The 23,774-nt window shown below is 71.0% G+C and carries 23 protein-coding genes; 7 read left to right on the top strand and 16 right to left on the bottom strand.

Translation table 11 applies throughout. The features are described 5' to 3' along the window. Nucleotides 1–101: 101 nt before the first annotated feature. A complete protein-coding gene (locus tag MKL20_RS04970) occupies nt 102–308 on the bottom strand; it encodes a hypothetical protein (RefSeq protein ID WP_007565256.1) in 207 nt (68 codons plus the stop codon). A 114-nt stretch (nt 309–422) separates the two neighbouring features. Beyond that, nucleotides 423–1,313 (bottom strand): DMT family transporter, encoded by an 891-nt coding sequence (locus MKL20_RS04965; protein ID WP_243969451.1) that lies wholly within the window; start codon nt 1,311–1,313, stop codon nt 423–425. A gap of 183 nt (nt 1,314–1,496) precedes the next feature. On the opposite strand from MKL20_RS04965, the gene MKL20_RS04960 reads away from it, so the two are divergent. After that, the gene (locus tag MKL20_RS04960) at nt 1,497–2,399 is read left to right on the top strand and encodes a YihY/virulence factor BrkB family protein (RefSeq protein ID WP_244035753.1); all 903 of its coding nucleotides are present in this window, start codon (nt 1,497–1,499) and stop codon (nt 2,397–2,399) included. Then, nucleotides 2,378–3,250, top strand: a complete 873-nt coding sequence (locus tag MKL20_RS04955) for an alpha/beta fold hydrolase (protein WP_244035752.1) — start codon at nt 2,378–2,380, stop codon at nt 3,248–3,250. The genes MKL20_RS04960 and MKL20_RS04955 overlap by 22 nt, the downstream gene beginning before the upstream one ends. 8 nt (nt 3,251–3,258) lie before the next feature. Here MKL20_RS04955 and MKL20_RS04950 read toward each other — a convergent pair whose 3' ends face one another. From MKL20_RS04950 to MKL20_RS04925, 6 genes are all read right to left on the bottom strand, one after another. Continuing rightward, complete coding sequence (locus tag MKL20_RS04950) at nt 3,259–3,489, bottom strand: hypothetical protein (RefSeq protein ID WP_244035751.1); 231 nt, start codon at nt 3,487–3,489, stop codon at nt 3,259–3,261. 60 nt (nt 3,490–3,549) lie between these two features. After that, on the bottom strand, nt 3,550–4,179 hold the full coding sequence (coaE, locus tag MKL20_RS04945) for a dephospho-CoA kinase (RefSeq protein WP_244035750.1): 630 nt from the start codon (nt 4,177–4,179) through the stop codon (nt 3,550–3,552). Then, a complete protein-coding gene (locus MKL20_RS04940; protein WP_244035749.1) occupies nt 4,176–5,027 on the bottom strand; it encodes a shikimate dehydrogenase in 852 nt (283 codons plus the stop codon). Before MKL20_RS04940 ends, coaE begins: the two co-directional genes overlap by 4 nt. Beyond that, nucleotides 5,024–5,983, bottom strand: coding sequence for a cation diffusion facilitator family transporter (locus MKL20_RS04935; protein WP_244035748.1), 960 nt, complete (start codon nt 5,981–5,983; stop codon nt 5,024–5,026). The genes MKL20_RS04940 and MKL20_RS04935 overlap by 4 nt, the downstream gene beginning before the upstream one ends. Nucleotides 5,984–6,111: 128 nt before the next feature. After that, the gene (locus MKL20_RS04930; RefSeq protein ID WP_244035747.1) at nt 6,112–6,723 is read right to left on the bottom strand and encodes a Maf family protein; all 612 of its coding nucleotides are present in this window, start codon (nt 6,721–6,723) and stop codon (nt 6,112–6,114) included. A gap of 1,385 nt (nt 6,724–8,108) precedes the next feature. Then, nucleotides 8,109–9,473, bottom strand: coding sequence for an 8-oxoguanine deaminase (locus tag MKL20_RS04925; RefSeq protein ID WP_244035746.1), 1,365 nt, complete (start codon nt 9,471–9,473; stop codon nt 8,109–8,111). Between the two features lie 189 nt (nt 9,474–9,662). Between MKL20_RS04925 and MKL20_RS04920 the strand changes: the two genes are divergently transcribed. Further along, nucleotides 9,663–10,220, top strand: coding sequence for a MarR family winged helix-turn-helix transcriptional regulator (locus tag MKL20_RS04920; protein ID WP_409568114.1), 558 nt, complete (start codon nt 9,663–9,665; stop codon nt 10,218–10,220). Further along, the gene (locus tag MKL20_RS04915; protein ID WP_244035745.1) at nt 10,217–10,924 is read left to right on the top strand and encodes a response regulator; all 708 of its coding nucleotides are present in this window, start codon (nt 10,217–10,219) and stop codon (nt 10,922–10,924) included. Before MKL20_RS04920 ends, MKL20_RS04915 begins: the two co-directional genes overlap by 4 nt. A 10-nt stretch (nt 10,925–10,934) precedes the next feature. On the opposite strand, the gene MKL20_RS04910 is transcribed toward MKL20_RS04915, so the two are convergent. From MKL20_RS04910 to MKL20_RS04885, 6 genes are all read right to left on the bottom strand, one after another. Next, a complete protein-coding gene (locus MKL20_RS04910; RefSeq protein WP_244035744.1) occupies nt 10,935–11,189 on the bottom strand; it encodes a hypothetical protein in 255 nt (84 codons plus the stop codon). 237 nt (nt 11,190–11,426) lie between these two features. Next, a complete protein-coding gene (locus tag MKL20_RS04905; RefSeq protein WP_244035743.1) occupies nt 11,427–12,251 on the bottom strand; it encodes a 2-keto-4-pentenoate hydratase in 825 nt (274 codons plus the stop codon). A 34-nt stretch (nt 12,252–12,285) separates the two neighbouring features. Next, nucleotides 12,286–13,167, bottom strand: a complete 882-nt coding sequence (locus MKL20_RS04900; protein WP_244035742.1) for a TIGR01459 family HAD-type hydrolase — start codon at nt 13,165–13,167, stop codon at nt 12,286–12,288. A gap of 99 nt (nt 13,168–13,266) precedes the next feature. Next, nucleotides 13,267–14,508 (bottom strand): alpha/beta hydrolase family esterase, encoded by a 1,242-nt coding sequence (locus MKL20_RS04895; RefSeq protein ID WP_409568115.1) that lies wholly within the window; start codon nt 14,506–14,508, stop codon nt 13,267–13,269. 136 nt (nt 14,509–14,644) lie between these two features. Further along, nucleotides 14,645–15,361 (bottom strand): DNA polymerase III subunit epsilon, encoded by a 717-nt coding sequence (gene dnaQ / locus MKL20_RS04890; RefSeq protein ID WP_244035741.1) that lies wholly within the window; start codon nt 15,359–15,361, stop codon nt 14,645–14,647. A gap of 140 nt (nt 15,362–15,501) precedes the next feature. Then, nucleotides 15,502–17,280 carry a glucan ABC transporter ATP-binding protein/ permease gene (locus tag MKL20_RS04885; RefSeq protein ID WP_279594535.1) on the bottom strand — a complete coding sequence of 593 codons (1,779 nt, stop codon included), beginning with the start codon at nt 17,278–17,280 and terminating at the stop codon, nt 15,502–15,504. A gap of 281 nt (nt 17,281–17,561) precedes the next feature. Between MKL20_RS04885 and MKL20_RS04880 the strand changes: the two genes are divergently transcribed. Beyond that, a complete protein-coding gene (locus MKL20_RS04880; protein ID WP_243969412.1) occupies nt 17,562–18,335 on the top strand; it encodes a motility protein A in 774 nt (257 codons plus the stop codon). Between the two features lies 1 nt (nt 18,336). After that, nucleotides 18,337–19,170 carry a flagellar motor protein MotB gene (locus MKL20_RS04875; protein ID WP_244035739.1) on the top strand — a complete coding sequence of 278 codons (834 nt, stop codon included), beginning with the start codon at nt 18,337–18,339 and terminating at the stop codon, nt 19,168–19,170. 100 nt (nt 19,171–19,270) lie between these two features. On the opposite strand, the gene MKL20_RS04870 is transcribed toward MKL20_RS04875, so the two are convergent. Next, complete coding sequence (locus MKL20_RS04870) at nt 19,271–19,780, bottom strand: CAP domain-containing protein (RefSeq protein ID WP_244035738.1); 510 nt, start codon at nt 19,778–19,780, stop codon at nt 19,271–19,273. A gap of 185 nt (nt 19,781–19,965) precedes the next feature. Between MKL20_RS04870 and MKL20_RS04865 the strand changes: the two genes are divergently transcribed. Further along, a complete protein-coding gene (locus MKL20_RS04865; protein ID WP_243969406.1) occupies nt 19,966–20,343 on the top strand; it encodes a hypothetical protein in 378 nt (125 codons plus the stop codon). Nucleotides 20,344–20,346: 3 nt separating this feature from the next. Here the strand turns inward: MKL20_RS04865 and MKL20_RS04860 are convergent, their stop codons facing one another. Beyond that, nucleotides 20,347–22,998 carry a DUF3772 domain-containing protein gene (locus MKL20_RS04860; RefSeq protein WP_244035737.1) on the bottom strand — a complete coding sequence of 884 codons (2,652 nt, stop codon included), beginning with the start codon at nt 22,996–22,998 and terminating at the stop codon, nt 20,347–20,349. Nucleotides 22,999–23,774 lie beyond the last annotated feature (776 nt).

Below are 23,774 nucleotides of genomic sequence, written 5' to 3'. Positions count from 1 at the left end.
GATTTCATTTGTCGCGTCTTGAACTCAAGTTGAACACCGCGGGGTTTTGACGCGCTCGGTGACGCCGAACCGGCCTCCAGTTCGGCGCCCAGCGCTCCTGTTCAGCGCTTCTGCTCGCAGCGCGTCTTGACGTAGGCACCGTTCTCGCCGGTGAAACCGGTATTGGCCGCCAGAACCGGCCCCTGGATCAGGCATTCCTGGAGCGTGTGGGCCGGCCCGGTGATCACGTCGAGGGCGGTCTCGCGCGAGCAGTCCGGGGCCTGGACGTTGGCGGCGCAGATGAGCGCGACGACGAGGATCTGGTTCATGGGGCCTCCCGGGGATCTGGTCGATCCGGCCCGGCTCTTCGGCGGCTGGGCGGTATCAAGCGAAAGACCGGGCCTCTTCGGGGGTTCCCTGGCTGCGGCGCCAAGGTTCCGGGATCAGGCGCGGCTCGCCACCGCCACACCGAGCGCCGCCACCGCCATCCCGGCGACCTGCACCAGGGTCAGCACCTCGCCGAACAACACGTAGCCCAGCACCGCGGCCACCGGCGGCACCAGGAAGAACAGGGCGGCGACGCCCGCGACCGCCCCGCGCCGGATCAGTGCCAGCAGCAGCAGGATCCCGGCCACCGAGTTGACCAGGATCGCCCAGGCAAGCCCGAGCCACAGGGGCGCCACCGGGTCGATCGTCGCATGGCCGAAGGCCAGCGCCAGCGGGATCGCGCAGGCCATTCCACCCACGAATTGCAGCGTCGCGTTGGCCAGGAGGTCGCCGCCGCCGCCGGTCCGCTTCTGCCAGAGGGTGCCCAGCGTCAGGGCCAGGACCGCCACGAGGCTGACCGCCAGGGCCACCGGCGGGATCCCGGACGGGTCGGCGGCGCCGAGCTTGGGGGCGAGGACCAAGCCGGCACCCGCGAAGCCCAGCAGGATGCCGAGTGCCCGCCGGCCGCTGACGCGCTCGCCGAGCAGCGGCCCCGCCAGGAGCGCCGTCAGCAGGGGTTGCAGGCTGCCGACCAGGGCGGCGATCCCGGCCGGGAGCCCCCGGCTCACCGCCCAGAACACCCCCGACAGGTAGACCCCCTGCATCAGGAAGCCCGCCACCATGGGATCGCGCCAGCCCGCCTGGGTCCCGGGCCAGCGCACCCGGGAGGCCGCCGCGATCAGCGCCAGCAGCAGGGCGACGCCGGTGAACCGGACCGCCGTGAAGCCCAGCGGATCGGCGTGCGGGATCACGGCCCGGGCGGAGATGAAGCCGGTCGCCCAGATCGGGACGAACAGGACCGGCAGGGCGCTGGCGGCAAGCGACGGACGTGGTGCGGGCGTAAGCATGGCCGTATCTAGAGCGCGTCGGCTCGGCGAGTCGCAACAGCGATCTGGTCGGCGCGGGGGTCCGGTCGGCGTGGCCGCGGCGCTTCACCGGCCAGCGAACGGGACCGGACCGGCTCGGCGGCGTTGACGGGCCGGCCCGGGCGCCCTTCATCGGCGGGCCGGCACGAGGATCGTTGGACACCCGTGAAATCTTTCCGCAGCGGATTCCAGGTCGCGGGCCTCGCGGCGCAGCGCTTCGTCGCCCATGACGGCTGGGCGATCGCCAGCCACATCGCGCTCTCGACCCTGACCTCCCTGTTCCCGTTCCTGATCCTGCTGGCGGCCCTGGCCGGCCTGTTCGGCACGCAGTCGCTCGCCGACGAGGCCGGGGTGCTGATCTTCGACGCCTGGCCCCGGGAGATCGCCAAGCCGATCGTCGGCGAGGTCCACCGGGTGCTCACCGAGCAGCGCAGCGGCGTGCTGACGTTGGGCGCCCTGTTCGCCCTGTATTTCTCGTCCTCAGGCGTCGAGAGCCTGCGGGTCGGCCTGAACCGGGCCTACGGGCTGCGGGAGAGCCGGCCCTGGTGGCTGACCCGGCTCGAATCGATCGGCTACGTGATCTGCGGCGCCTTTGCGATGCTGGCCTTCGCGCTGCTCGTGGTGCTCGGTCCGCTGATCTGGCGCAACGTCGTGCTGGTGGCGCCGGGGCTGGAGCCCCTGAGCCTCACGGTGGCGATCGGGCGGATCGGCGTCACCGCCCTGCTGCTGGCGGTGGTGCTGATCATCGCCCACAAATTCGTCGCCGCCGGCCGGCGCTCGATCCTGTCGGTGCTGCCGGGGATCGGGGTGACGCTGGTCCTGTGGTTCTTCGCCGGCCTCGGCTTCGGCTATTATCTCGACCGATTCTCGAACGCCTACGCGTCCACCTACGGGGGCTTGGCCACCGCGATGGTGTTCCTGGTGTTCCTGTACTGGCTCGCCGCCATGTTCCTGTTCGGCGGCGAGATCAACGGCACGGTGATCGCCGCCCGCCGCAGCCGGCTGCAGGCGAAGATGCTGGCCCGGCGGGCCGAGATGGAGGGACGATGGACGGCATCGAGCACCTAACCGTTCGCGTGAACGGCGCGGACCTGCACGTCGCCCGCTGCGGCACGGGTTCGCCGCTGCTGCTGCTCCACGGCTGGCCGGAATTCTGGCTGACCTGGGAGCCGGTGATGGAACGGCTGTCCGCCCGCCACACCCTGATCGCCCCGGACCTGCGCGGCTTCGGCGACAGCGACAAGCCCGAGGGCGCCTTCGGACCGCCGGAGCAGGCGGCCGACATGGTGGCGCTGTTCGATGCGCTGGGCATCGACCGCGCCGGCATCGTCGGCCACGATGTCGGCGGCGCGGTGATCCAGGCGCTGGCCCGGGCCCATCCGGAGCGTTGCGCCGGCCTGTTCCTGTTCGACTTCGTCTATCCCGGGATCGGCTCCCGCCTCGGCGCCCCGGACCGCCTCAGCGAGATCTGGTACCAGTCCTTCAACCAGATGGACCTGGCGGTGACGCTGGTGGGCGCCAGCCGGGCAAGCTGCGCCGCCTATATCGGCCACTTCCTGCGGCACTGGTCGCACCGCAAGGATGCGTTCGATCCCGTGCTGGACGCCTTCGCGGACGCCTACATGAAGCCCGGCAACCTCGCGGGCGGCTTCGCGCATTACCGGGCGGCCCATGCCGGCCGGATCGCGATGCTGAAGGGCGAGGCCCCGCCCCTGCCGCCGATCACGGTGCCGACCTGCGTGCGCTGGGCCGAGCACGACCCGATCTTCCCCTATGCCTGGACCGACCGCCTGGGCGAGACGTTTTCGGACCTCGACCTAGCCCCATTCCCGGATGTCGGCCACTTCCCCCACCGGGAGGATCCCGACCGGGCCGCGGCCGAGATCGCAGGGTTCTTCGGGCGGATCGGGTGGGTTTGAAATGATCGTCAGCGGGACTGGTTGCGATACACGCAATCGCGCCCGCGATCCTCGTACCCGCCCGGACAGGCGGTGACGCAGGCCCCGGCCGCGAACTTTTTGGGGGGCGGGCAGGCGCCGGCAACTTGCGCCTGGGCCGGGATGGCGGCGAGCAGTGGCAGGATCAGCAGGGCGATCAGGGCCTTGGCCACGAGGGTGCGGCCTGCCGAGGCCCGGCTGATCCCTTCGAGACACCGCATCGTCGTCGTCCATCCCGCAGCCGGATCGGTACCCGGGAGATATGCCGTACCGCGGCTGCGTCACCCAGCGGCGGGGTGTTCCGGCGCACCACGCTCCGTCAACGCAGCCACGATCCGCGCCACCTCGGCCTCGGCGGCGGGAAAGCCTCGGCTCGTGTCGATCACGAAATCGGCCCGGGCCCGCTTCTCGGCATCCGGCATCTGCTTGGCGAGGATCGCCGCGAAGGCCTCCTCGGTCATGCCGGGACGGGCCAGCACCCGGGCGCGCTGCACCTCGGGCGGTGCGCTGACCACCGCGACCGCGTCGCAGCGGCTCTCGCCCCCGGTCTCGTACAGGAGCGGGATGTCGAGGACGACCAGGGGCGCATCCACGTGCCGGGCCAGGAACGCCGTGCTGGCCGCCCGAACCAGCGGGTGGACGATGGCTTCGAGCGCCGCCATCCGATCAGCTTTGCCGAGCACTGCCGCGCGCAGGCGGGTGCGGTCGACGCCGCCCTGCGGGTCGAGCACGCCCGGAAACGCCGCCCCGATCGCCGCGGCGGCCTCGCCCCCGGGCCCGTAGAGGGCGTGGACGGCCGCGTCGGCGTCGTGGACCGGAACGCCGAGCGCCGAAAACATCTTGGCGGTGGCCGACTTGCCCATGCCGATCGAGCCGGTCAGGCCGAGGATGACGGGGCGGCCCTTGGTCATCCGGCGAGGTCCGCCACGATCCGGTCGCGCAGGCCCGGGGTGACGGCGGGGCGCAGGCCGAACCACGCCTCGAAACCCGGCACCGCCTGGTGCAGCAGCATCCCGAGCCCGTCCACCGCAGCGAGCCCCCGGCGGCGCGCCGCCGCGAGCAGGTCGGTCTCCAAAGGCACGTAGACGATGTCGGCCACCGCGGCGGTCGCCGGCAGCGGAGTGAGGTCGATATCGAGGGGCGGCTGGCCCTTCATGCCGAGCGAGGTGGTGTTGACCACGAGCCCCGCCCCGGCGAGCGCGTCGGGCAGGTCGCTCCAGTCGAGCGCCGCGCCGATCCCCGGGGCCAGGGCCGCCAGGGTCTCCGCCCGGGCGCGGGTGCGGTTGGCGATCAGGATCCGGCGCAGGCCGTTTTCGGCCAGCCCGACGACGATCGCCCGCGCCGCCCCGCCGGCGCCCAGCACCACGGCGGTGCCGCCGGCCCGCTCCGGCCAGCCGGCCCCGAGGCTGTGGTCGAGATGGGCGCAGAAGCCCGGCGCGTCGGTGTTGTCGCCGCGGACCCGGCCGTCGGGCTCGACCACCAGGGTGTTCACCGCGCCGATCTTTTCCGCCCGCGGCGTCAGGATGTCGGCCAGCGCGAAGGCCGCCTCCTTGTGGGGGATCGTGACGTTGCCGCCCCGGAAGCCGGATTCCGGCAGCGCCCGGAGGAAGTCCGAGAACGCCTCCGGGGCGACGTCCAGGCGCTCGTAGGAGCCCGGGATGCCGTGCTGGCTCAGCCAGTAGCCGTGGATCAGCGGCGAGCGCGAATGCGCGATCGGGTGGCCGACCACGAAGGCCCGGGGGATCGGAGCCGCGCTCACGCGGCGCAAGCCTCGGCGAGGCGGCAGGCCGGGCCGCCGGCCGCCTCGATCTGCAGGGTCGCGTGGCCGATGCCGAAGCGGGTGCGCAGACCCTCGGCGGTCTCCGCCAGAAAGCCGTTGCCCGGATGGTCCTCGGCGATCACCAGATGGACCGTGAGGGCGACGCTGGTGGTGCTCATCGGCCAGATATGCAGGTCGTGGAGATCGATCACCCCGGGCCGACCGCGCAGGAAGCCGGTCACCGCCTCCGGGGAGATCTCCGGCGGCACCGCGTCGAGGGACATCGCCACGCTGTCGCGCAGCAACCCCCAGGTCGCCCAGACCACGAGGCCCGCGATGGCGAGGCTGACCGCGGGGTCGATCCAGGCGAGCCCGGTGAGCTGGATCACCAGGCCGGCGATCACGACGCCCGCCGAAACCGCGGCATCGGCGACCATGTGCAGGAAGGCGCCGCGGATGTTGATGTCGCCCTTGGCGCCGCTGACGAACAGCCAGGCGGTGACGCCGTTGACCAGGATCCCGATGGCGGCGACCACCATCACGATCGTCCCAACGACCGGCTCCGGATGGACCAGCCGGACCAGGGCCTCCCAGATCACCGCCCCCATGGCGATCAGCAGGAACACGGCGTTGAACAGGGCCGCCAGGATCGAGGAGCCGCGATAGCCATAGGTGAAGCGGGCGCTGGCCCGGCGGCGCACCAGGATGGCGGCGATCCAGGCGGCGGCGAGACCCAGCACGTCGGAGAGGTTGTGGCCGGCATCGGCCACCAGCGACATCGAGTTGCTGAGGTAGCCGTAGGCCGCCTCGACCACCACGAAGCCGGTGTTGAGCACGATGCCGATCGCGAAGGCCGGCCCGAAATTCTTCGGCGCGTGGGCGTGGCCGCCATGAGCGCCGTGGCTGCCGTGCCCCCCATGGGAATGGGATCCGTGGGAATGATCGTGCCCGGCCAAGATGGTGCTCCGTTCGATCGTGGTTTCAAAAGGTCCGGCACCTTTTGCGGGTGCAGGGCGGAGCCCTGCAAGCCTCCGGGCTCCGCCCCGGAACCCCGCCAAAGGGCTGAGCCCTTTGGAAACCCTGGCTAGAAGTCCAGGTAGCCGGCGTCACGCAAGCGCGTGAGCAACGGCAGCAATGGCAGGCCCAGCACCGTGCTGTGGTCACCGGCGACCGATTCGAACAGGTGGATGCCCGGCCCTTCCAACTGGTAGCCGCCGACGCTGGCGCGGACCCTGTCAGCGCCGGCGCACTCCACATAGGCGGCGATCGCCCGGGCATCGAGGGGGCGAATCGTCAGCCGGGCGGTCTCCACGAAGGCGTCGCTGACGGCGCCGGCCAGCGCCACCGCGGAATGCAGGGCATGGGTGCGGCCGGCGAGGCGGGCGAGCTGGGCTCGCGCTTCGTCCGAATCCCGGGGCTTATGGAAGATTGTGCCGTCGAGTTCGAGCACCTGGTCGGCGCCGAGGACGACGCGCCCCGGATGGCGGGAGGCCACCGCGTCGGCCTTGGCCTGGGCGAGGCGCAGGGCGAGCTCGGGCGGCGAAAGCCCCTGGCTCGATGCCTCCAGGGCGCGCTCGTCGATGTCGGGGGAGGCGGTCTCCACCGGAAGCGCCGCGCGCTCCAGCAGGAGTCGCCGGGTCGGGCTGGTGGAGGCGAGGAGGAGCGGATCCGGACGGAGCCAGGGCGAGCGGGGCATCGCGCCAGTGTCACGGATCGCGCTTGCGAAGCAAGGCTGCGACGAGCCCCGCCGCCGGGATGAACCGGTCGGCGGGGCTGTCGCGGAGCCGATACGCAACCTGGCTCCCAGATCGAAGGATGGCAGGCGCGGGTTAGGAGAAGGTCAACGCGGCCCCGGGTTTCCGAAGGGCTCAGCCCACCCCTTTCAAGGTGTTTGATCGGGTCGCGATCGGGACGTTTTGCTAAGCGGCTTCACACGTCTCACCTTGACGCCAACGCTTTGAAAACTGGGCGCTTTTCCCCTATCCCACACGGGCTACGGGCTACACGGGTTCGAGGTTCGAGTTCGGTCTGTGCGATGAGGGCCCCTGCGGGGGTTGCGGCGAAGCGTTCCCAGCCGCAGGCCATGATCTTGAGGCCTGGGGGCTTGCCGTAGCAGTTCCAGCCGCCGTAGCGGGCGACGATCCAGGACAGCCAGGCCAAGGTGCCGGCCCCAGTGGGGATTGCGCTGGCGCGCCGTGCCCCGCTCGCAACTGCGCCCCAAGGCCTCCACCACCGGCCGGGTCTTTGCGTCGAGCCCGTCCTGCATCGGCCGCCGCCCGCCGTCGCGGGCATCGACCAGCTGAAGGATCCGCACCGCCGCCCCAAGCGCCAGAGCCGCCAGCCGGAACAGCGTCTCGAGCACCCACACCTGCGTCTCCTCCAGCCGCAGGCCCTCGCCCTTCAAGCCCCGGAAGACCCCTCATCCTGAGCCTGTCGAAGGACCGATCCGCCAGCGCAGGCTCTCCTTCTCCAAGGCCGGCCGCGCCGCGCCGCGCCGACACCTTGCCCGGCGCCCGGCTCCAGATCTGCGCGTCGAGCAGGCCCAGGACTGCTTCACAGGACTGCTTCATCGGCGGCGTCCACCGCCACCACCTGATGCACGAAGAAGCCCGGCTGTACGCCGTCCCTGCCCGAGCCCCGACCAGACCGGCCGGACGCCCCGGCAAAGCTCAGCGCGCTGGTAGCCTGCACCGCTACCACGCACCGGCCCCGGCACGCCTCCACCGCCCGGGGCGCAACGTCGCCAGGATCGTCGGCACGTCGCTCTGCGGCGAGCCGAGGGAGCGGTGTGCTGCCGCCGTCCCAGCATGGTCGCCGCCTACGCAACTCAGCACCACGCTGCCGGTCTCAACGATCCGCTCGAACAGCCACGCGCTACGCACCGGCGTCAGCACGTTCCCACCGCCGAACCCGTCCATCCGCCCCTCCGCGCCTGTCGGAAAAACCGACAACGTCCCGACGCGGAAAGCGGAGCAAAACCTGTGCAGCCCCCAACCGCAAGGGGGAGGAGAACGCGTCGCGTCTCGCCCGAACCGCTGTGCCAAACACCTTGAAAGGACTAGGTTCCGGACCATTCGAGCCTCACCCCGCCCCGAACAGCTCCTTCGCCAGCCGCGAATGGTCTTCCCGCAGGCGAACTGCATCGACACCCAGCGGCTGGCCGTCGATCACCCGCCAGTGCCCGGCCACCATCACCCGGTCGGCCCGGGTGGCGCCGCACAGGACCAGGGCGGCGAGCGGGTCGTGGGCGCCGGAGAAGCGCAATTCGTCCAGGGTGAACAGCGCGAGGTCGGCCTCGCGGCCCGGCTCGATCCGGCCGATATCGGAGCGGCCGAGGCAGGCGGCCGAGCCCTCGGTGGCCCAGCGCAGCGCGTCCAGATGGGTCACGGTCTCCGCCCCATAGGTGAGCCGGTTCAGCATCAGCGCGTGGCGCACCCCCTCCATCAGGTTCGAGCTGTCGTTCGACGCCGAGCCGTCGACCCCGAGGCCGACGGGGGAGCCCGCCACCTCCAGCTCGCAGGTGCGGCAATGGCCGGACGCCAGGGTCATGTTCGACGTCGGGCAATGGCACACGCCGACCCCGGCCTTGCCGAGCCGGGCGACCTCGGCATCGTTGAAATGGATGCCGTGGGCGAGCCAGACCCGGTCGCTCATCCAGCCGACCTCCTCCAGGTAATCCACCGGGCGGCAGCCGAACATCGACAGGCAGAACTGGTCCTCGTCCAGGGTCTCGCCGAGATGGGTGTGCAGCCGGCAGCCGTGCCGGGCGGCGAGATCCGCGCTCTCACGCATCAGGCGCTTCGTCACCGCGAAGGGCGAGCAGGGCGCTAGCCCGACCTGCACCATCGCCCCGGGGGCCGGATCGTGGAACAGGTTCAGCACCCGCTCGCAATCCGAAAGAATCGTGTCGTCGTCCTGCGTCAGCGTCTCCGGGGGCAGGCCGCCCTCCCGGTCGGACAGGCTCATCGAGCCGCGGGTGATGGCGGCGCGGATCCCGAGGCTTTGGGCCTCCTCGACCTGGATGTCGACCGACTGCTCCAGCCCCTTCGGGAACAGGTAATGGTGGTCGCCCGCCGTGGTGCAGCCGGAGAGCAGCAGCTCGGTATAGGCCACCCGGGTGGCGAGCCGGAACGCCTCCGGGGTGATCCGGCCCCAGACCGTGTAGAGCGCCTTCAGCCAGGGAAACAGCGGCTTGTTGATCGCGATCGGGTGGGCCCGGGTCAGGGTCTGGAAGGCGTGGTGGTGGGTGTTGACGAGGCCCGGGATGATGACGTGACGCGCGGCGTCGAAGGTCTCGTCCACCGGGCCGGCCGGCCGGGCGCCCGCGGCGACGCGCTCGACGATCCGGCTGCCTTCCACCACGATGCCGCCCTCGGCCCCCTCGGCGAGGATGGCCAGCGGATCGCGGATCCAGAGGCGGCGGGCCCGTGCGTCGGCGTCGCTCATGCTGTTCCCCTCGGGCCCTCGAATCCGGCCCGGACCGGTATCGGACCCGGAGCGGCGGCCGGCAAGTCCCCGATCCGTGTCTCGCAGGTGGAGGCTGGCGGGCTTGACGCTCCCGGGCGGCGCTGAGACATGTCAGAGGGACTGACCTTCTTGCCACCCGGACGGTCCCCACGTGACGGTCTGCCCCCCGTGACCTCATCGGTACAGCGCGACGGCACCGTCGCATCCGGGCTCTCCGGTCCCGCACCTGCGTCCCGCGCGGCGGACCCGGCGCAGGCGCTGGGCAGCGACGACCTGATCGAGCTCCTGTTCTTCGCCTATCGCGACTTCGTCGGCGATCCCGACCGGATCCTGGCGGCCTACGGCTTCGGCCGGGCGCATCACCGGGTGCTGCACTTCGTCGACCGCTATCCGGGGCTCACCATCGCCGAGCTGCTCGACATCCTGCGGATCACCAAGCAGAGCCTCAACCGGGTGTTGAAGGACCTGATCGGGCAGGGCTACGTCACGCAGAAGACCGGCCCGAGCGACCGGCGCCAGCGCCTGCTGTACTGCACGCCATCCGGTGCCGAACTGGCCGCCGACCTCACCCGGGTCCAGGCCCGCCGCCTCGCCCGGGCCCTCGCCGCGCCGGACGCGCTGGGTTCCCCGGAGGACTTTTTGATGGCGATGATCGAGCCGGAGGACCGGCCCGCGGTCCGGCGCCTGATGGCCCGGCGCGGGTCCGGCGCGGGTGGCGGCGCGTGACCACCGCCCCCCGGGCCGAACTGCCCGACGCGGCGCCGCACGTCCTCGTGGTCGACGACGACCGCCGCCTGCGCGAGCTGCTCGCCCGCTACCTGACCGACCAGGGGTTTCGCGTGACCGTGGCGGCGAGCGCCGCCGAGGCCCGGGCCCGGGCCCAGAGCGTCGTGTTCGACGCGATGGTGCTCGACGTGATGATGCCCGGCGAGAACGGCTTCGACTACGCCCGCAGCGTCCGCGAGACCTCCCGGGTGCCGATCCTGATGCTCACCGCCCGCTCCAACCCGAACGACCGGGTGATGGGCCTGGAGATCGGCGCCGACGATTACCTGCCCAAGCCGTTCGAGCCCCGGGAGCTGACCCTGCGGCTCAGCAACATCATCAAGCGCAGCGTCAGCCCGCGCGAGGCGGCGGCCGAGACCGTGACCTTCGGGCCGTTCGCGTTCCGCATCGACCGGGGCGAGTTGCGCCGGGACGACGCGCTGATCCGCATCACCGACCGCGAGCGCGAGATCCTGACGATCCTGGCCGCGGCCGGGGGCGCCAATGTCGAGCGCGAGCAGCTCGCCGGGCCCGGGGGCCTCGCCGCGGAACGCACCGTCGACGTGCAGATCAACCGCCTGCGCCGCAAGACCGAGGTCGATCCGGCCAACCCGGTCTTCCTGCAGACGGTGCGGGGCGTCGGCTACCGGCTCGCGGTGGATTGAGCCCGGCTCGTCACACCACCCGCGGCTCGCCCGGCTTCAGCTTCAGGCCCTTGGACACCCGGGTGGACAGGCTGCCCACGATGGCGACCGCGACTGGCTCCTCGGCCAGCGACCTGACTGCCGCCATCGCGGCCTCGGCGTTCGGCTTCATCACCGCGTAGACCAGGGGGGCGAGTTTGCGACCCGAGCGGCCGCGGCCGCCGGACCGCTCCGCGGTCACGGACACCAGGTAGGTCGTGTAGCGGCTCCGCGCGCGTCCGGGCATGTCTCAGCATGTGGCATGTCGGCTAATCATCACCAACGGCCCCGTGTCGCGGCCGGGCCGAGACGCGGGCGATGATGGGCGGCACAGGGCGAATCGCGTGCCGCGCAGCCGCCCCGTCTCGCCTTACCCCATCCGGCGCCCCCCGCGAGGGATTTCCTACGGATGCCCGGCGGCTTTGTGCCGGAAACCCACGAGCGAGGGGCTTTTTGCGGGCCGACGCGGACGCCTCCGACCGCGTCAGGCCAGGGCGAGGTCGAGGCCGGGCAGCGACAGCCCGGAGAGCCGCGTGCTCCAGACCTGCCCGGACGCCACCGGCAGGGCGTCGGTGAGCGTCCCGGTGGTGACAATTTCGCCGGCTGCGAGCGGCGGGCTTAACGGGTCGTTAGCCAACACATCAACGAGGTGCCGGAGGGCCGCGAGGGGGCCGCCCCCGAGCACGTTGCGGGCGCTGCCCCGGTCGGCGACCGCGCCGTCCCGCAGCAGCTCGACGGAGAACCCCGCAAGGGCGTCGATCCAGGCTTGCGCCGAATCCGCGGCGATCGGCACCCGCTCGCCGAGCACCAGCAGGCCGTGCAGCCCGAAGGCCGCCACCGTGTCGGGAGCGGCGAAGCGCCAGCCGGGAAACAGCGACTGCACGAGCTCGAACCCCTGCGCCACCCAGGCGAGGCAGCCGATTAGGGCCGCGTCGTCCATGCCGGGCTCGGGCGCCCGGACCAGCCCGAACACGATCTCCGGCTCGATCCGCGGCTCGACCAGGGCGGCGAGCGGCACCGGACCGGTCAGGGCGGCGCGGTCATGCAAGGTCGTGTCGTAGACAGGGCCCCAGATCGGCGCGTGGACGTTGTAGGCATCCCAGAGCGTCGTGTTGGTGAAGCCGATCTTGCGGCCGACCGGGCGCTCGCCCCTTGCCACCCGCAGGCGCCGGACCTCGTCGGCCACAAGGTAGGCGGCGGCGAGGTCGAGGCCGGCATCCCAGCCGGTCAGGGGCGCGATCTGGCGGCGATGCTCATGGGCCGCCAGGATGGTGCGGGCATGGGTGGCGGCGGGGACGGGATCGGCCATTCCCGGTTGTAGCATGGTGGCCGGGAGCGATACTCTACCAGACCAGCCGCTCGATCACCGCGTCCGGATGCACCACCTGGCGGCCGAGCCATTCGGCGACGTCGCCGAGGCGGTGGTGCTCGGCCGAGACGCCGAGTTCCTCAGCGTGGATGCCCCGGGCCACCAGCAGGCTGGCGATGCCGAAGCCGCGGGCGCCGGCGATGTCGGTGCGGATCGCGTCGCCGATCGCCATCACCCGGGCCGGATCCACCGGCGCGCCCGTGAGCTCGGCCCCTTTGGCCAAAGCCGCCTCGTAGACCGGGCGGTGCGGCTTGCCGGCATAGATCACGGTGCCGCCGAGTTCGGCATAGGCCGCGGCCAGCAGGCCGGCGCAGGGGATCAGCCGGTTGCCGCTCTCGACCACGAGGTCGGGATTGGCGCAGATCATCGTGAGCCCCCGGGCCGCCAGGCGCATGAGTTCGGCGCGGTAATCGTCCGCGGTCTCGCTGCGGTCGTCGAACAGGCCGGTGCAGACGACGAGGTCGGCCTCCTCCTCCGGGACGAGGCTGAGGTCGAGGTCCTTGAAGATGCCGAGGTCGCGCTCCGGCCCGAGATGCCGGATCCGCGCTCCCGGGCGCGCGGCGATCAGCTCCCGGGTGAGGTCGCCCGAGGTCAGGATCGCGTCGTAGGCTTCGCGCGGCACCCCGAACCGGTCGAGGATGCGCCCCACCCCATCCCCGGGCCGCGGCGCGTTCGAGACCAGGACCACCCGGCGCGGCCGCGCGCCCGGCAGGCCGCGGAACCGGATCAGCGCCTCGCCGGCCGGGACATGGGCCTTCTGGCCGTCATGCAGCACGCCCCAGACATCGCAGAGGAGCAGGTCGTAGCGCTCCGCCACCTGCGCGAGGCCGTCGAGAGTGGGGATCGGTGCGGTCATGGATGGGTCCGGTCACGGTTTCAAAAGGTCCGGGACCTTTTGCGGGTGCAGGGCAACGCCCTGCAAGCCTCGAAGCTGAGCCCGACCCCAATCGTGGTTTTACCGCGGCCCGAGCCGGTGCTCGGCGAAGAAGTCGAGCATCGCCCGGGAGGCGTCCGGGCCGTCGGCATCAGTGTAGCTGCCCTCGGGGCGGCCGCCCGACCAGGCGTGGCCGGCGCCGCGGACCCGCCAATCCTCGACCACCACCCGGCCGGTCTCGTCCCGGTAGCGGGTGCGGGTGAAGGGGTGGCCGCGGTCCTCGAAGGTCTCGGATCCGGGGGTCAGGCCGGCGACGTTGGCCTGGGCCAGCACTTGGTCGGCGTTGCGCACGCTGACGGTGCCGTCATCCTCGCCGTGGAACACGATGGTGGGGATGCGCTGTCCGGTCGGGGAGGCGCCGAAAGAGGGTGCGGTGCCGAGGCCCGGCGCGCCGACCTGCATGGCCATCAGGGCCGAGCCGATATCGCGGGCGCAACCGGCGGCGAGGCCGGAATGCACGCCCACCGCGGCGTAGAGGTCGGGATAGGCCCGGGCGATGTTCAGGGCGGCCGCGCCCCCCGCCGACATGCCGGCGATGTAGACCCGGGCCGGGTCGATCGGGTGGTCCGCCATCACGGCCCGGGTGAGCCCCGCGATGATCGCGGCCTCGCCGGATTCCCGGCGCTGGTCGCGCGGCTCGTACCAGTTCCAGCAGCGCTGGACATGGGCATGCCGGCTCTGGCCCGGATAGACGACGAAGAAGCCCTCGCGCTCGGCCAGCACGTTCATGCCGGTGCCGGCGGCGAAATCGTCCGGGTTCTGCATGCAGCCGTGCAGCATCACGATCAGCGGCGCCGGCTCCGCCGGATTCCCCGGGATGAACAGCTTGTAGTCGCGGCTGCCGGCCGGTTCGGTATGGCTGAGGGCGACGAAGCGGCTCTCGCGCGCGGGCTTTCGGGGCGCCGACGGCTTGGCGGGCGCGCGCCGCGGGCGGCTCAGACCTTTCAGCATCGGCGCGAGGCCGCTCACGACCTTGCCGACCGCCTTGCGGACCCGCACCGCCGGCTCGGTGATCGAGCCGCGCGACGCGTTCCGGGTCTCCGCGGCGGCCTTGCGCCGGACAGTCCCGGGCGCGTCGTCGCGGGGGATCGGAGGCTGGGGGGCCGGCGCTTCCGGCTCCGGCGGCGGCGCGGTGGTGTAGCCGAAGCTGCGCTGGATCAGGGCGGTCGCCTCGTCCAGGCGGCCGAGACTGGTCAGGCGGGTCGCCTCGATCATGTCGGCGAAGGGCGAATGCGCAGCCCGGTCGCGGGCGCCGTCCTGCATATCCTTCAGCTTGCTGAAGGGATCCATGATGGGTGCGCGCTTGGTCACATCAGCGTCCGTGTCGCGGCCGGGATGGCGCGAAGGTCGACATATGGTGCGATGCAATAGAGGCCGATGTGCGATGCGGCAAGGCCGGTCAGGCCGGGTCGTCGGCGCCCATATAATCGGCCCAGATCGCCGCCGGGCCGAGGCTCGCCCGGAAGCTGTCGTGACGTGTCCGCTCCTCATCCGTAAGTCGGCTGCGATAGGGCCGCGGAGCCGCCGGAGCCGCCTGGGCGACGGTCCGGACCGCGGGGCCGGCCTGGGCATCCATGAGCCCCAAGCTGGTCTGCTTCCCGCCCAGCAGCTCGACATAGACCTCGGCCAGGATCTGCGCGTCGAGGAGCGCGCCGTGCTTGGTCCGCCGGCTGGTGTCGATGCCGTAGCGGTTGCACAGGGCATCGAGGTTGTTGGCCGCGCCCGGGTGCTTGCGCCTGGCCATCGGCAGGGTGTCGACCACGTCGTCCAGCTGGATCGGCGGCGGCGCGTTCGCCCCGAGCCGGGCATATTCCATGTTGAGGAAGCCGACATCGAACGGCGCGTTGTGGATCACGAGGCGCCCGTCCGCCAGGAAGGCCAGCAGCTCGCCGACGATCTCGGCGAAGACCGGCTTGTCCGACAGGAACGCGTCCGACAGCCCGTGGACGTTGAACGCGCCTTCGGAGACCGCCCGCTGCGGGTTGCAGTAGCGGTGAAAAGTCCGGCCGGTGGGGATGTGGTTGAGCAGCTCGACCGCGCCGATCTCGATCAGCCGGTCGCCGTTGCGCGCCTCCGTGCCGGTGGTCTCGGTATCGAGGACGATCTCGCGCAGCATTTTTTTGTGACTCAGAGGGTCAGGATCACTTGCCCGATCGGGGACGGGGCTCCGGGGCGGGTGAGCGTCTTCGGAAGACACTGTCTCCCGAAAGGTTGAGACTTCCTTGGGCGCCGGCTGACCGGCGCCCGTCCCTTACGTTACGCCGCCAGGGCCAGCCGTCCCTCGGTCTCGTCGGCCTCGGCCGCCATGAACTGGGCCCGGGCGAGCTCGGCGAAGCGGCCGTTCTCGGCGACCAGCGCGTCGAACGTGCCGGCCTCGACGATCCGGCCCTCGTGGAAGACCAGGATGCGGTCGGCGTTGCGGATCGTGGCGAGACGGTGGGCGATCACGAAGGTGGTGCGCCCCTCCATTACGGCCTCCAGGGCGCCCTGGAGCTTGCGCTCGGTGGCGGCGTCCAGCGCCGAGGTCGCCTCGTCGAGGATCAGGATCGGCGGGTTCTTCAGGAGCGCCCGGGCGATCGAGAGCCGCTGGCGCTCGCCGCCGGAGAGCGACCGGCCACGCTCGCCGATCACCGTGTCGAGCCCGTCCTGCTGGCGCGCCATGAAGGCGCCGGCCTGGGCGCGCTCCAGGGCGTCGAGCATCTCGGCGTCGGTGGCGTCCGGGCGGCCGACCTGGAGGTTCTCGCGGATCGATCGGGCGAACAGCATCGGCTCCTGGAACACCACGCCGATGTTGTGGCGCAGGGACGCGAGGCCGATGTCGCGCACGTCGATGTCGTCGATCCGGATCGAGCCGGAAGCCGGATCGAAGCTGCGGTGCAGGAGGCCAAGCGTCGTCGACTTGCCCGAGCCGGTGGTGCCGACCAGCGCGATCGTCTCGCCGGGACGGGCCGAGAACGACACGCCGTCGAGCGCCTTGCGCCGGCCGTCATACGAGAAGGCGACGTCGTCGAAGGTGACCTCGCCCTCGAAGCGGGCGACCTGCCGGGCATGCGGACGGTCGGCCACCGCCGGCACGGTGTCGTAGATCTCGAAGAACTCGGCAATCTTGGGCGCCTGCTGGAACAGGCCGTTGACGAAGCCGACCACGTGGTCGAGGCGCGCCACGAAGGCGGTGGCCAGGCTCATGAAGGCCACGACCTCGCCCACCGTGGTGGTGCCGGCCTGGTACAGCCAGATGCCGGTGACGAAGATCGCCGTCATGGTGATGGTCGCCGAGGCCCGGGTCGCCACGTTGGCGAGCGCCCACCAGGACAGGACCGGGATCTGCGCGGCCAGCAGGTTGGTGATGATGCCGCGCATCGCGTCCTTCTCGGCCTTGGCGCGGGTGAAGGACTGGATCACCGCGACGTTGCCCAGCGCGTCGGAGGCGTGGGCGGCGAGGCCGGAATTGAACTCCTCGACCTGGCCCTGGAGGGTCTCGGTCCGGCGCATCACGAAGGTGGTGAGCGCCGTGAACGCCAGCACCAGCACGACCAGGATCGAGCCGAGCTGCCAGTTGATGAACAGGGTCATCGGCAGGAGCACGACCAGGGAGACCAGGGCGACGAGGTGGTCCCGGAAGAAGCCGAGCCACAGCCAGGCCATGCCGTTGGTGCCCTCCAGCATCGCCTTCAGCACCCGGCCGGAATGGTTGGCCGAGTGGAAGGCGAGCGGCAGGTCGAGCACGTGCTCGAAATAGCTCGCCATCGCGGAGAGGCGGTTGCGGTGGGCCAGCCGGTCGGCGTGGAGCGCGATGAACACGCCCGCCGCGATGGTGAAGAAGCCGAACGCCACCCAGGCCGCCAGCAGGGGCAGCATGGTGGTCATGGCGTTGCCGCCACGCTTGAGGTGGGTGAGCTGATCGATGATCCGGCCCATCAGCAGCGGCTCGGCGAACGCCGCGATCGCCAGCACGAGGTTGGTGGCGGCCAGACCGATGGCCAGCCGCCGTTCCGCCTTCAGGAAACCCAGGACCCGCCCGTACAGACGAACCATCACCACAGCTCCGCCACCCCCGGCGCGGCCCGTGTGTCCGGGTCTCGCGCCAACTCTTAAGGTCCGGGCGGCGGGCGGATCTCGCTGATTCCGCCGCCAAACCCCTCACACGACACGGCTTATGCCGGGCCGCGCCTGAACGGGCGATGACGGCCCTATACAGGGTCGAAGCCATCGCCTTTACGGTTCGTTCAGCAAGATTTCCTACCGCTGTGAATAACCCGGCCGCAAGCGACCGCTGGGACCGCTTTGTTACGATTTTGCATCGGGCGCCCAGAGTCATGGATCTCGCAACCGCACTCGGCCTGCTCTCCGGCCTCGGCGTCGTGGTCGGGCTGATCATGCTCGATGGCGGCCATTTCGGGGCCTACGCGTCGGAGCACGCCGTGGTCGTGGTGTTCGGCGGCGCCACCGCGGCGACGATGATCCGGTTCCCGTTCTCGGTGATCGTGCACGGCCTGCCGATGGGCCTGCGCTTCGCGTTCATGATGCGCTCGGTGAAGCCGCAGGAGCTGATCGAGGAGATCACCAAGATCGCCGACGTGGTCCGCAAGTCCGGCCCGATAGCGCTGGAGAACATGGAGATCTCCGACCCGTTCCTGGCGCAGGGCGCCCGCTACATCGCCGACGGCTACGACCGGGACTTCATCCGCGACACGATGGAGCGGGACCGCGACAACTTCCTGATGCATCTCGACGAGGGCTCGAAGGTCTACCGGGCCTACGGCGACTGCGCGCCCGCCTGGGGCATGATCGGCACGATCCTCGGCATGGTGGCGATGTTCGCCAACATGTCCGACCCGTCGAAGCTCGGCCCCGCCATGGCGACCGCCCTGCTCGCCACCCTGTACGGCGCCGTGATCGCCAACCTGATCACCCTGCCGCTCGCCGACAAGCTGCACGTGAAGCTGGAGGAGGAGGACGTCTCCCGCTCGCTGATCATCGACGGCATCCTGATGGTCCGCGACCAGAAGAGCCCGACGCTGGTGCGCGAGATGCTGATCGCCTACCTGCCGCACAACCATCGCGAAGCGCTGATGGAACCGGCCGCCTGATATGGCCAGAAAGAAGCGCGGCAGCGCGCATGGCGGCCACGGCTGGTTCGTGACCTTCGCCGACCTGATGGCGCTCCTGATGAGCTTCTTCGTGATGGTCGCGGCCTATTCGACGCAGGACCAGAAGAAGATGCAGGTGGTCGCCGGCTCGATGCGCGACGCCTTCGGGGTGAACAAGGAATCGAAGTTCGCCGGCATCCTCGAATCCGAGGGCCTGCCGGCCGCCGACCACGTCAAATACCTGCGCAACATCCCGCCCGAGAAGGCCACCGACCGAACGACGCCGCCCCGGCGCGACCAGAGCAGCGAGTTCGGCCTGACCGAGACCGGCGAGCCGGACAATTTCGGCCTCGCGGCGGCCTCCCTGCGGCAGGCGCTGCAGGACATGCCGGACATCGCCGAACTGTCGAAGAACGTGGTGATCGTCCGCTCCGAACAGGGCCTCGACCTGTCGATCGTCGACCAGGACGGGCGCTCGATGTTCCCGGACGGCTCGACCCGCCCGAACGAGCGCACCCGGCGCCTGCTGGAGAAGCTCGCCCCGACCCTGCGCCAGATGCCGAACCGCATCGCCATCACGGGCTTCACCGCCACCGAACGACCGGGCCAGCGCCCGCAGGCGCCGCCCTGGGAGCTGTCGGCCGGCCGGGCGATCAGCGTGCGGGAGATTTTGGCCGGCTCAGGGCTGCAGGACGACCGGTTCGCTTCGGTCACCGGCAAAGCCGACACCGAGCCGATGTTCCCCGACAACCCCTATCTCGCGGCCAACCGCCGGGTGACGGTGACGCTGATGAAGGAAGCCCCCCCGGTGCCGAACGTGAAGGGGCTGCCGTAGGGCGATCCATCGCGGACAGTCAGGGTTTCAAAAGGTTCGAGACCTTTTGCGGGTGCAGGGCAGAGCCCTGCGAACCTGTTTTTACTGCTGGCACCGCACGCTACTTGGCGGTGAGCAGCGCCCAGTAGACCTTGTATTTCGAGCCCGGCGCATAGGCCGTGGCGATCCCCATCCGGGTCGCCCGCGGGTCGAGCATCGTGGCCTCGTGCGGCGCGCTCTCGCGCCAGCCGGAGAAGGCCTCGGCCAAGGTGTGGTAGCCGGCCGACAGGTTGGCGTTCACGTCGGCGTAGCCGAGCCGCCCGACCGCGGCCTTCACGGTCTGCGCCTTGCTCGGCCGGTCGGCCAGCGCCATGGCGGCGGCTTCCGCCTCGGCCAGACGCTGCAGATCGGGATCGACCGTGAGCGGCCCGGCGCCGCGGTTGCGGCGATAGGACGAGATCATGTCGCGGGCCGCATCGACGTCGATATGGGCATTCTGGCTGGCGAGCGGCAGGTAGATGCTCGGCAGCGCCGCGGTGGTCGGCACGTCGGTGGCGCAGGCGCCGAGCAGCGCCAGCGCCGGGATGCCGGCCGCCGCGAGCAGGCCTCGTCTCAGGTTGCGTCCGCCCACGTTTCCAGATCCACGCTTCCGCATCCGGCTCGGACGCTCGGGCGATATAGGGGGCGCGGCGCGATTGCGCGACCGGTTCTCTTGGGAACGGCCTCCCTGGTAAAATCCCCGTACCGGTTCACCACCTACGAAAAGCTGCTGGACGACTTCCTGACCGAGGTCGGGATGCTGCGCGGAGGCCATCTATGAGCGACGAGGTGACATACGTCATCGGCGGATCCGTCGAGGATATGCGGGATCGCTTCCTCGCGGCGGTGCGCCGCGCTGAGGCCGGCGAGGAGCCTCGGCCCGAGCGGATCGTCACCTTCGAGAACTGGTCGGCCTTCCTGAAGACCTTCTCGCCGGCGCGGATCGCGCTCCTGGAGGCCCTGACCGGAGGCCCCGCCGAATCGATCAACGCGCTGGCCGGCTCGCTCCGCCGGAATTACCGGCGCGTGCATGACGACGTGACCGCGCTGGAGCGGGCGGGCCTCCTGACGCGCAGGGGCACGCAGGTGATGCTCGCCGCCGACGGGGCGCGCGCGCATCTCGATCTGCGGCCACCCCGGCGCGCGGCGCGCTGAGCCTCAGCCCCCGGCGCTCCGGAGGCCGCGGTCGCGCTGCGGCTGGGCAGGCGATGTCCCGGATACCTCCGATTCCGGGGCCGGCTGCCCGAACCGGCTCGCGATCTCGCCCATGGCGGCCTGCATCGCCTCGAAACCCTGCACGGTGACGATGCTGGCGCCGGGGCCGAGGGGCGGGATGAAGCCGGCCTCCGACAGGGTCGAGAACACGGAAAAATTCAGGTCGGTCTGGACCTTCTGGCCGAGGCTGACATCCACGATCCAGACCAGCAGCTCGAAGTCTAGGAACGGGTCGCCGATCTTCTTGAACACCACCCGGGGCACCGGGTCGCGCAGCACGTCGGGATGGGCCTGCGCGCAGGCCGTGATCATCTCGGCGGCCCGCACCGGATCCTGGTTGCGCAGGACGCTGACCGTGATGCTGACCCGCCCTGAGCGGTCGCCGCGCACCCGGTTCTTGACCACCCCGGAGATCAGGTTCGAGTTCGGCACGATCACGGACGAGCGGTCGAAGGTCTGGATCTCGGTGGAGCGCACCGAGATGCGCTTCACGATGCCCTCCGAATCGCCGATCACCACCTGGTCGCCGACCCGGATCGGGCGCTCCCAGAGCAGCAGCAGGCCGGAGACGAAGTTGTTGACGATCGATTGCAGGCCGAAACCGATACCCACCGAGAGGGCGCCGGCCACGATGGTCAGCTTCTCCAGGCTGAGGCCCAGATACGAGAAGGCGAGCGCCAGGGCGAGCAGGAAGCCGCAATAGCCCGCGATGGTGGTGATCGAGTTGCGCAGGCCGGCGTCCAGGTCGGTGGCCGGCAGGTAGGTCAGTTCCAGCCAGCGCTGCACCGCCCGGGTGACGAACACGCCGAGCACCAGGATGCCGATGCCGAAGGCGATGCTCGACAGCGAGATCGTCACGTCCCCGACCTTGAAGCCGAAGAAGGCCTGCCGGATCGACGAGACGATGTCGGTGGAATCGAGCCCCCAGGGCGCCAGCACGAGCAGCGCCGCCACCAGCATCAGCACCACCCGGGCGGCCCCGGTCGCCAGCACCGAGATCTGGGTCAGCGAGCGCTTGCGCAGGCCGGTATTGGCCTGGAGGGCGGTGGCGAGCCGGGTCTCGTCGGTGAGCGCGCGGCCGATGAAGGTGTCGACGCTCTGGACCAGCAGGTAGAGCAGGACGAGCACGCCCCCGGCCCAGATCAGCTGGTCGATCAGGAAGGCCGCGAAGGCGACGTAGCCCACCAGCGCCCCGACCCCGATCAGCGCCACCCCGGCCCAGCCGATGAGCCGGGCCGGGCCGCCGAGCCCCGTGGTGGTCTTGGTCGGCACGTAGGGGCCGAAGCAGGCTTCCTCCTCCTGCTCGGTATCGGCGAACCGGTGCAGGCCGATCGCCAGGATCAGGGCTGTGGCGACGGCGCCGATGCCTCGGGTGGCGATCGAGATCGGCAGGGCCGCCGAGATCCCGGAATTCAAGGCCTCCACGGATTTCACCACGGTCAGCACCGTGGCGATGCCGACCGCGAGCCGGGTCAGCCGGGTGGCGGCCGCGTCGCCGACCGGGGCCGGGCGCCAGGCGGGCTTGTCGGGGCTGAGCAGCCCGTCGCACAGGGCCTCCACGAAGGCGATGAAGGCGAGGCCGCCCAGGATCGCGGCGGCCACAGGCAGCAGCCGCGAGGGCAGCAGATTGGTGGCGTCCAGCGCGTAATAGACCGCGTAGGAGCCCGCCACCGCCGGCACCGTGCCGAGCAGGATCACCCGCCAGGCGGCCAGCAGGGTCGCGCGCCGCGACGGCTCGGTGGTAGCCGCGTCCCGCCGGGCGGCCCGGGGGGCGATGTTGCGCCGCCCGAAATACAGCGCGATCGAGATCCCGAAGGCGAGCCCCAGGAACAGCAGGTTGCCGATGCTGCCGTTGCGCGAGAACAGCAGCCCGATATCCGACACCGCGCTCTGCAGCGAGCGGGTGTCGCGCGGCACGTCGGCCATGACCTTGGCCCAGAGGCCCGGGCTGACCAGGGGCTGCGAGCGCTGGAACAGGTCGCGGGTGAATGATTCGCGCCGGCGGTTCGAGACCCGGTCGATGATCTGGTCGCCCTGCACCTGCAGGGAGCGGGCGAGCCGCTGGGTCTCGTCGATGCGCGCCACGGCGGCCTCGCGCTCGACGCGCTGCTCGGCGACGTCCGCGCTCTCCGGGGTGTCCTTCGGCTTCGGGCCGAGCTGAGCCAGCCGCTCGCGGGCCGCCTCGAGCGGCGTGTCGAGCCGGGTGATCAGCGCGCGGATCTCCTCGGTGACGGTCGCGGCGCTATCGCGAATCGCCGCCAGGTCCGTGGCACTCAGGTCGGTATGCCCCAGCTGCTTCTCCCGGGCCTCGAGCTCGGCCTTGGCGGCGTCGAGCTTGGCCCGCACCGCCTTGAGCTGCTCGGACATCTCGGGTTTGGGCGCAGCAGGCTTGGCCTCGGGGGGCTTGGAGTCTGCGGGCTTGGAGTCCGCGGGCTTGGCCGCCGCGGGCTGCCCGGCCGGCGTCTCGCCCTGAGCCCAGGCACCGGGCGGCGCGGCGGCCGGGATCGCCAGCATCAGCGCGGCCACGAGGGCCAGCACGGCGGGCCGACGCGGCGCGTCGTTCAGCTTCCGGGAGCGCACACGCGTGCGAATCATAGGCTACCTCTCGTCGGGCGCGCCGGGCGCGCGGTCGGAGCCCGGCCTCGGCGGACCGGCGGTCATCGGGAACCGCGCGGGCCTTCTCGATCGCTCGCCGCCGAAGGGACCATCGGTCCGGCGTCAGCGAGCGCGTGGAATCAAAGCCTGAGAGCCGGGGGCTGTGAGCTTCCAATAGGGCGAAACCGTGCCCCTGCCCACCCTCGCCTCGGGGTGGCTCGCGGATTCACGCATGAGGCTCTGGACGGTGCGCACCTTGAAAGGAAGGTCGCGCCAGAGACGCCACGCGCCCTCCCTCCCCCGCAGCGCTACGATGTTCACATCGGCTTGCGAAAGCCGCCACGCGCCCCCTCTCCCGTGCGGGAGAGGGTTGGGGTGAGGGACCAGGTCTGTCCGGAAAACGCGCATCCCTCACCCTGTCCCTCTCCCGCACGGGAGAGGGGACCCGCGCCACATCCGGGGATGTGAGAATCCGATAGCCTGCAGAGGGGAGAGGGAGACGCGCGTGGCCTCGGCCGTTGTCCTCTGCCGTCGGAGATGTCTGAACTTCGCGGCCCGGATCGGCGGCCCCGAGGCCCCGCTGTGGGTGCGTCCCCGGGACCCTGCGGGAAAAGCTTCACAAGGGTGTCACGGTGGGATTAGATGAACACCGTATGGACAGGGCCTTTTCGTCGTCACGCGAAAGGGTTCGGCCGGCTCCGACGCCGGTCCGGCCCGGCCGCGTTCCGGTTGCTACCGCACCGACTGGCGTCACCGCGCGCCGGCCCGCCGCCCTG

The sequence above is a fragment of the Methylobacterium sp. E-066 genome, assembly GCF_022829635.1.
Taxonomy (GTDB): Bacteria; Pseudomonadota; Alphaproteobacteria; order Rhizobiales; family Beijerinckiaceae; genus Methylobacterium.
This window is presented reverse-complemented; position numbering and strand designations above follow the sequence as displayed.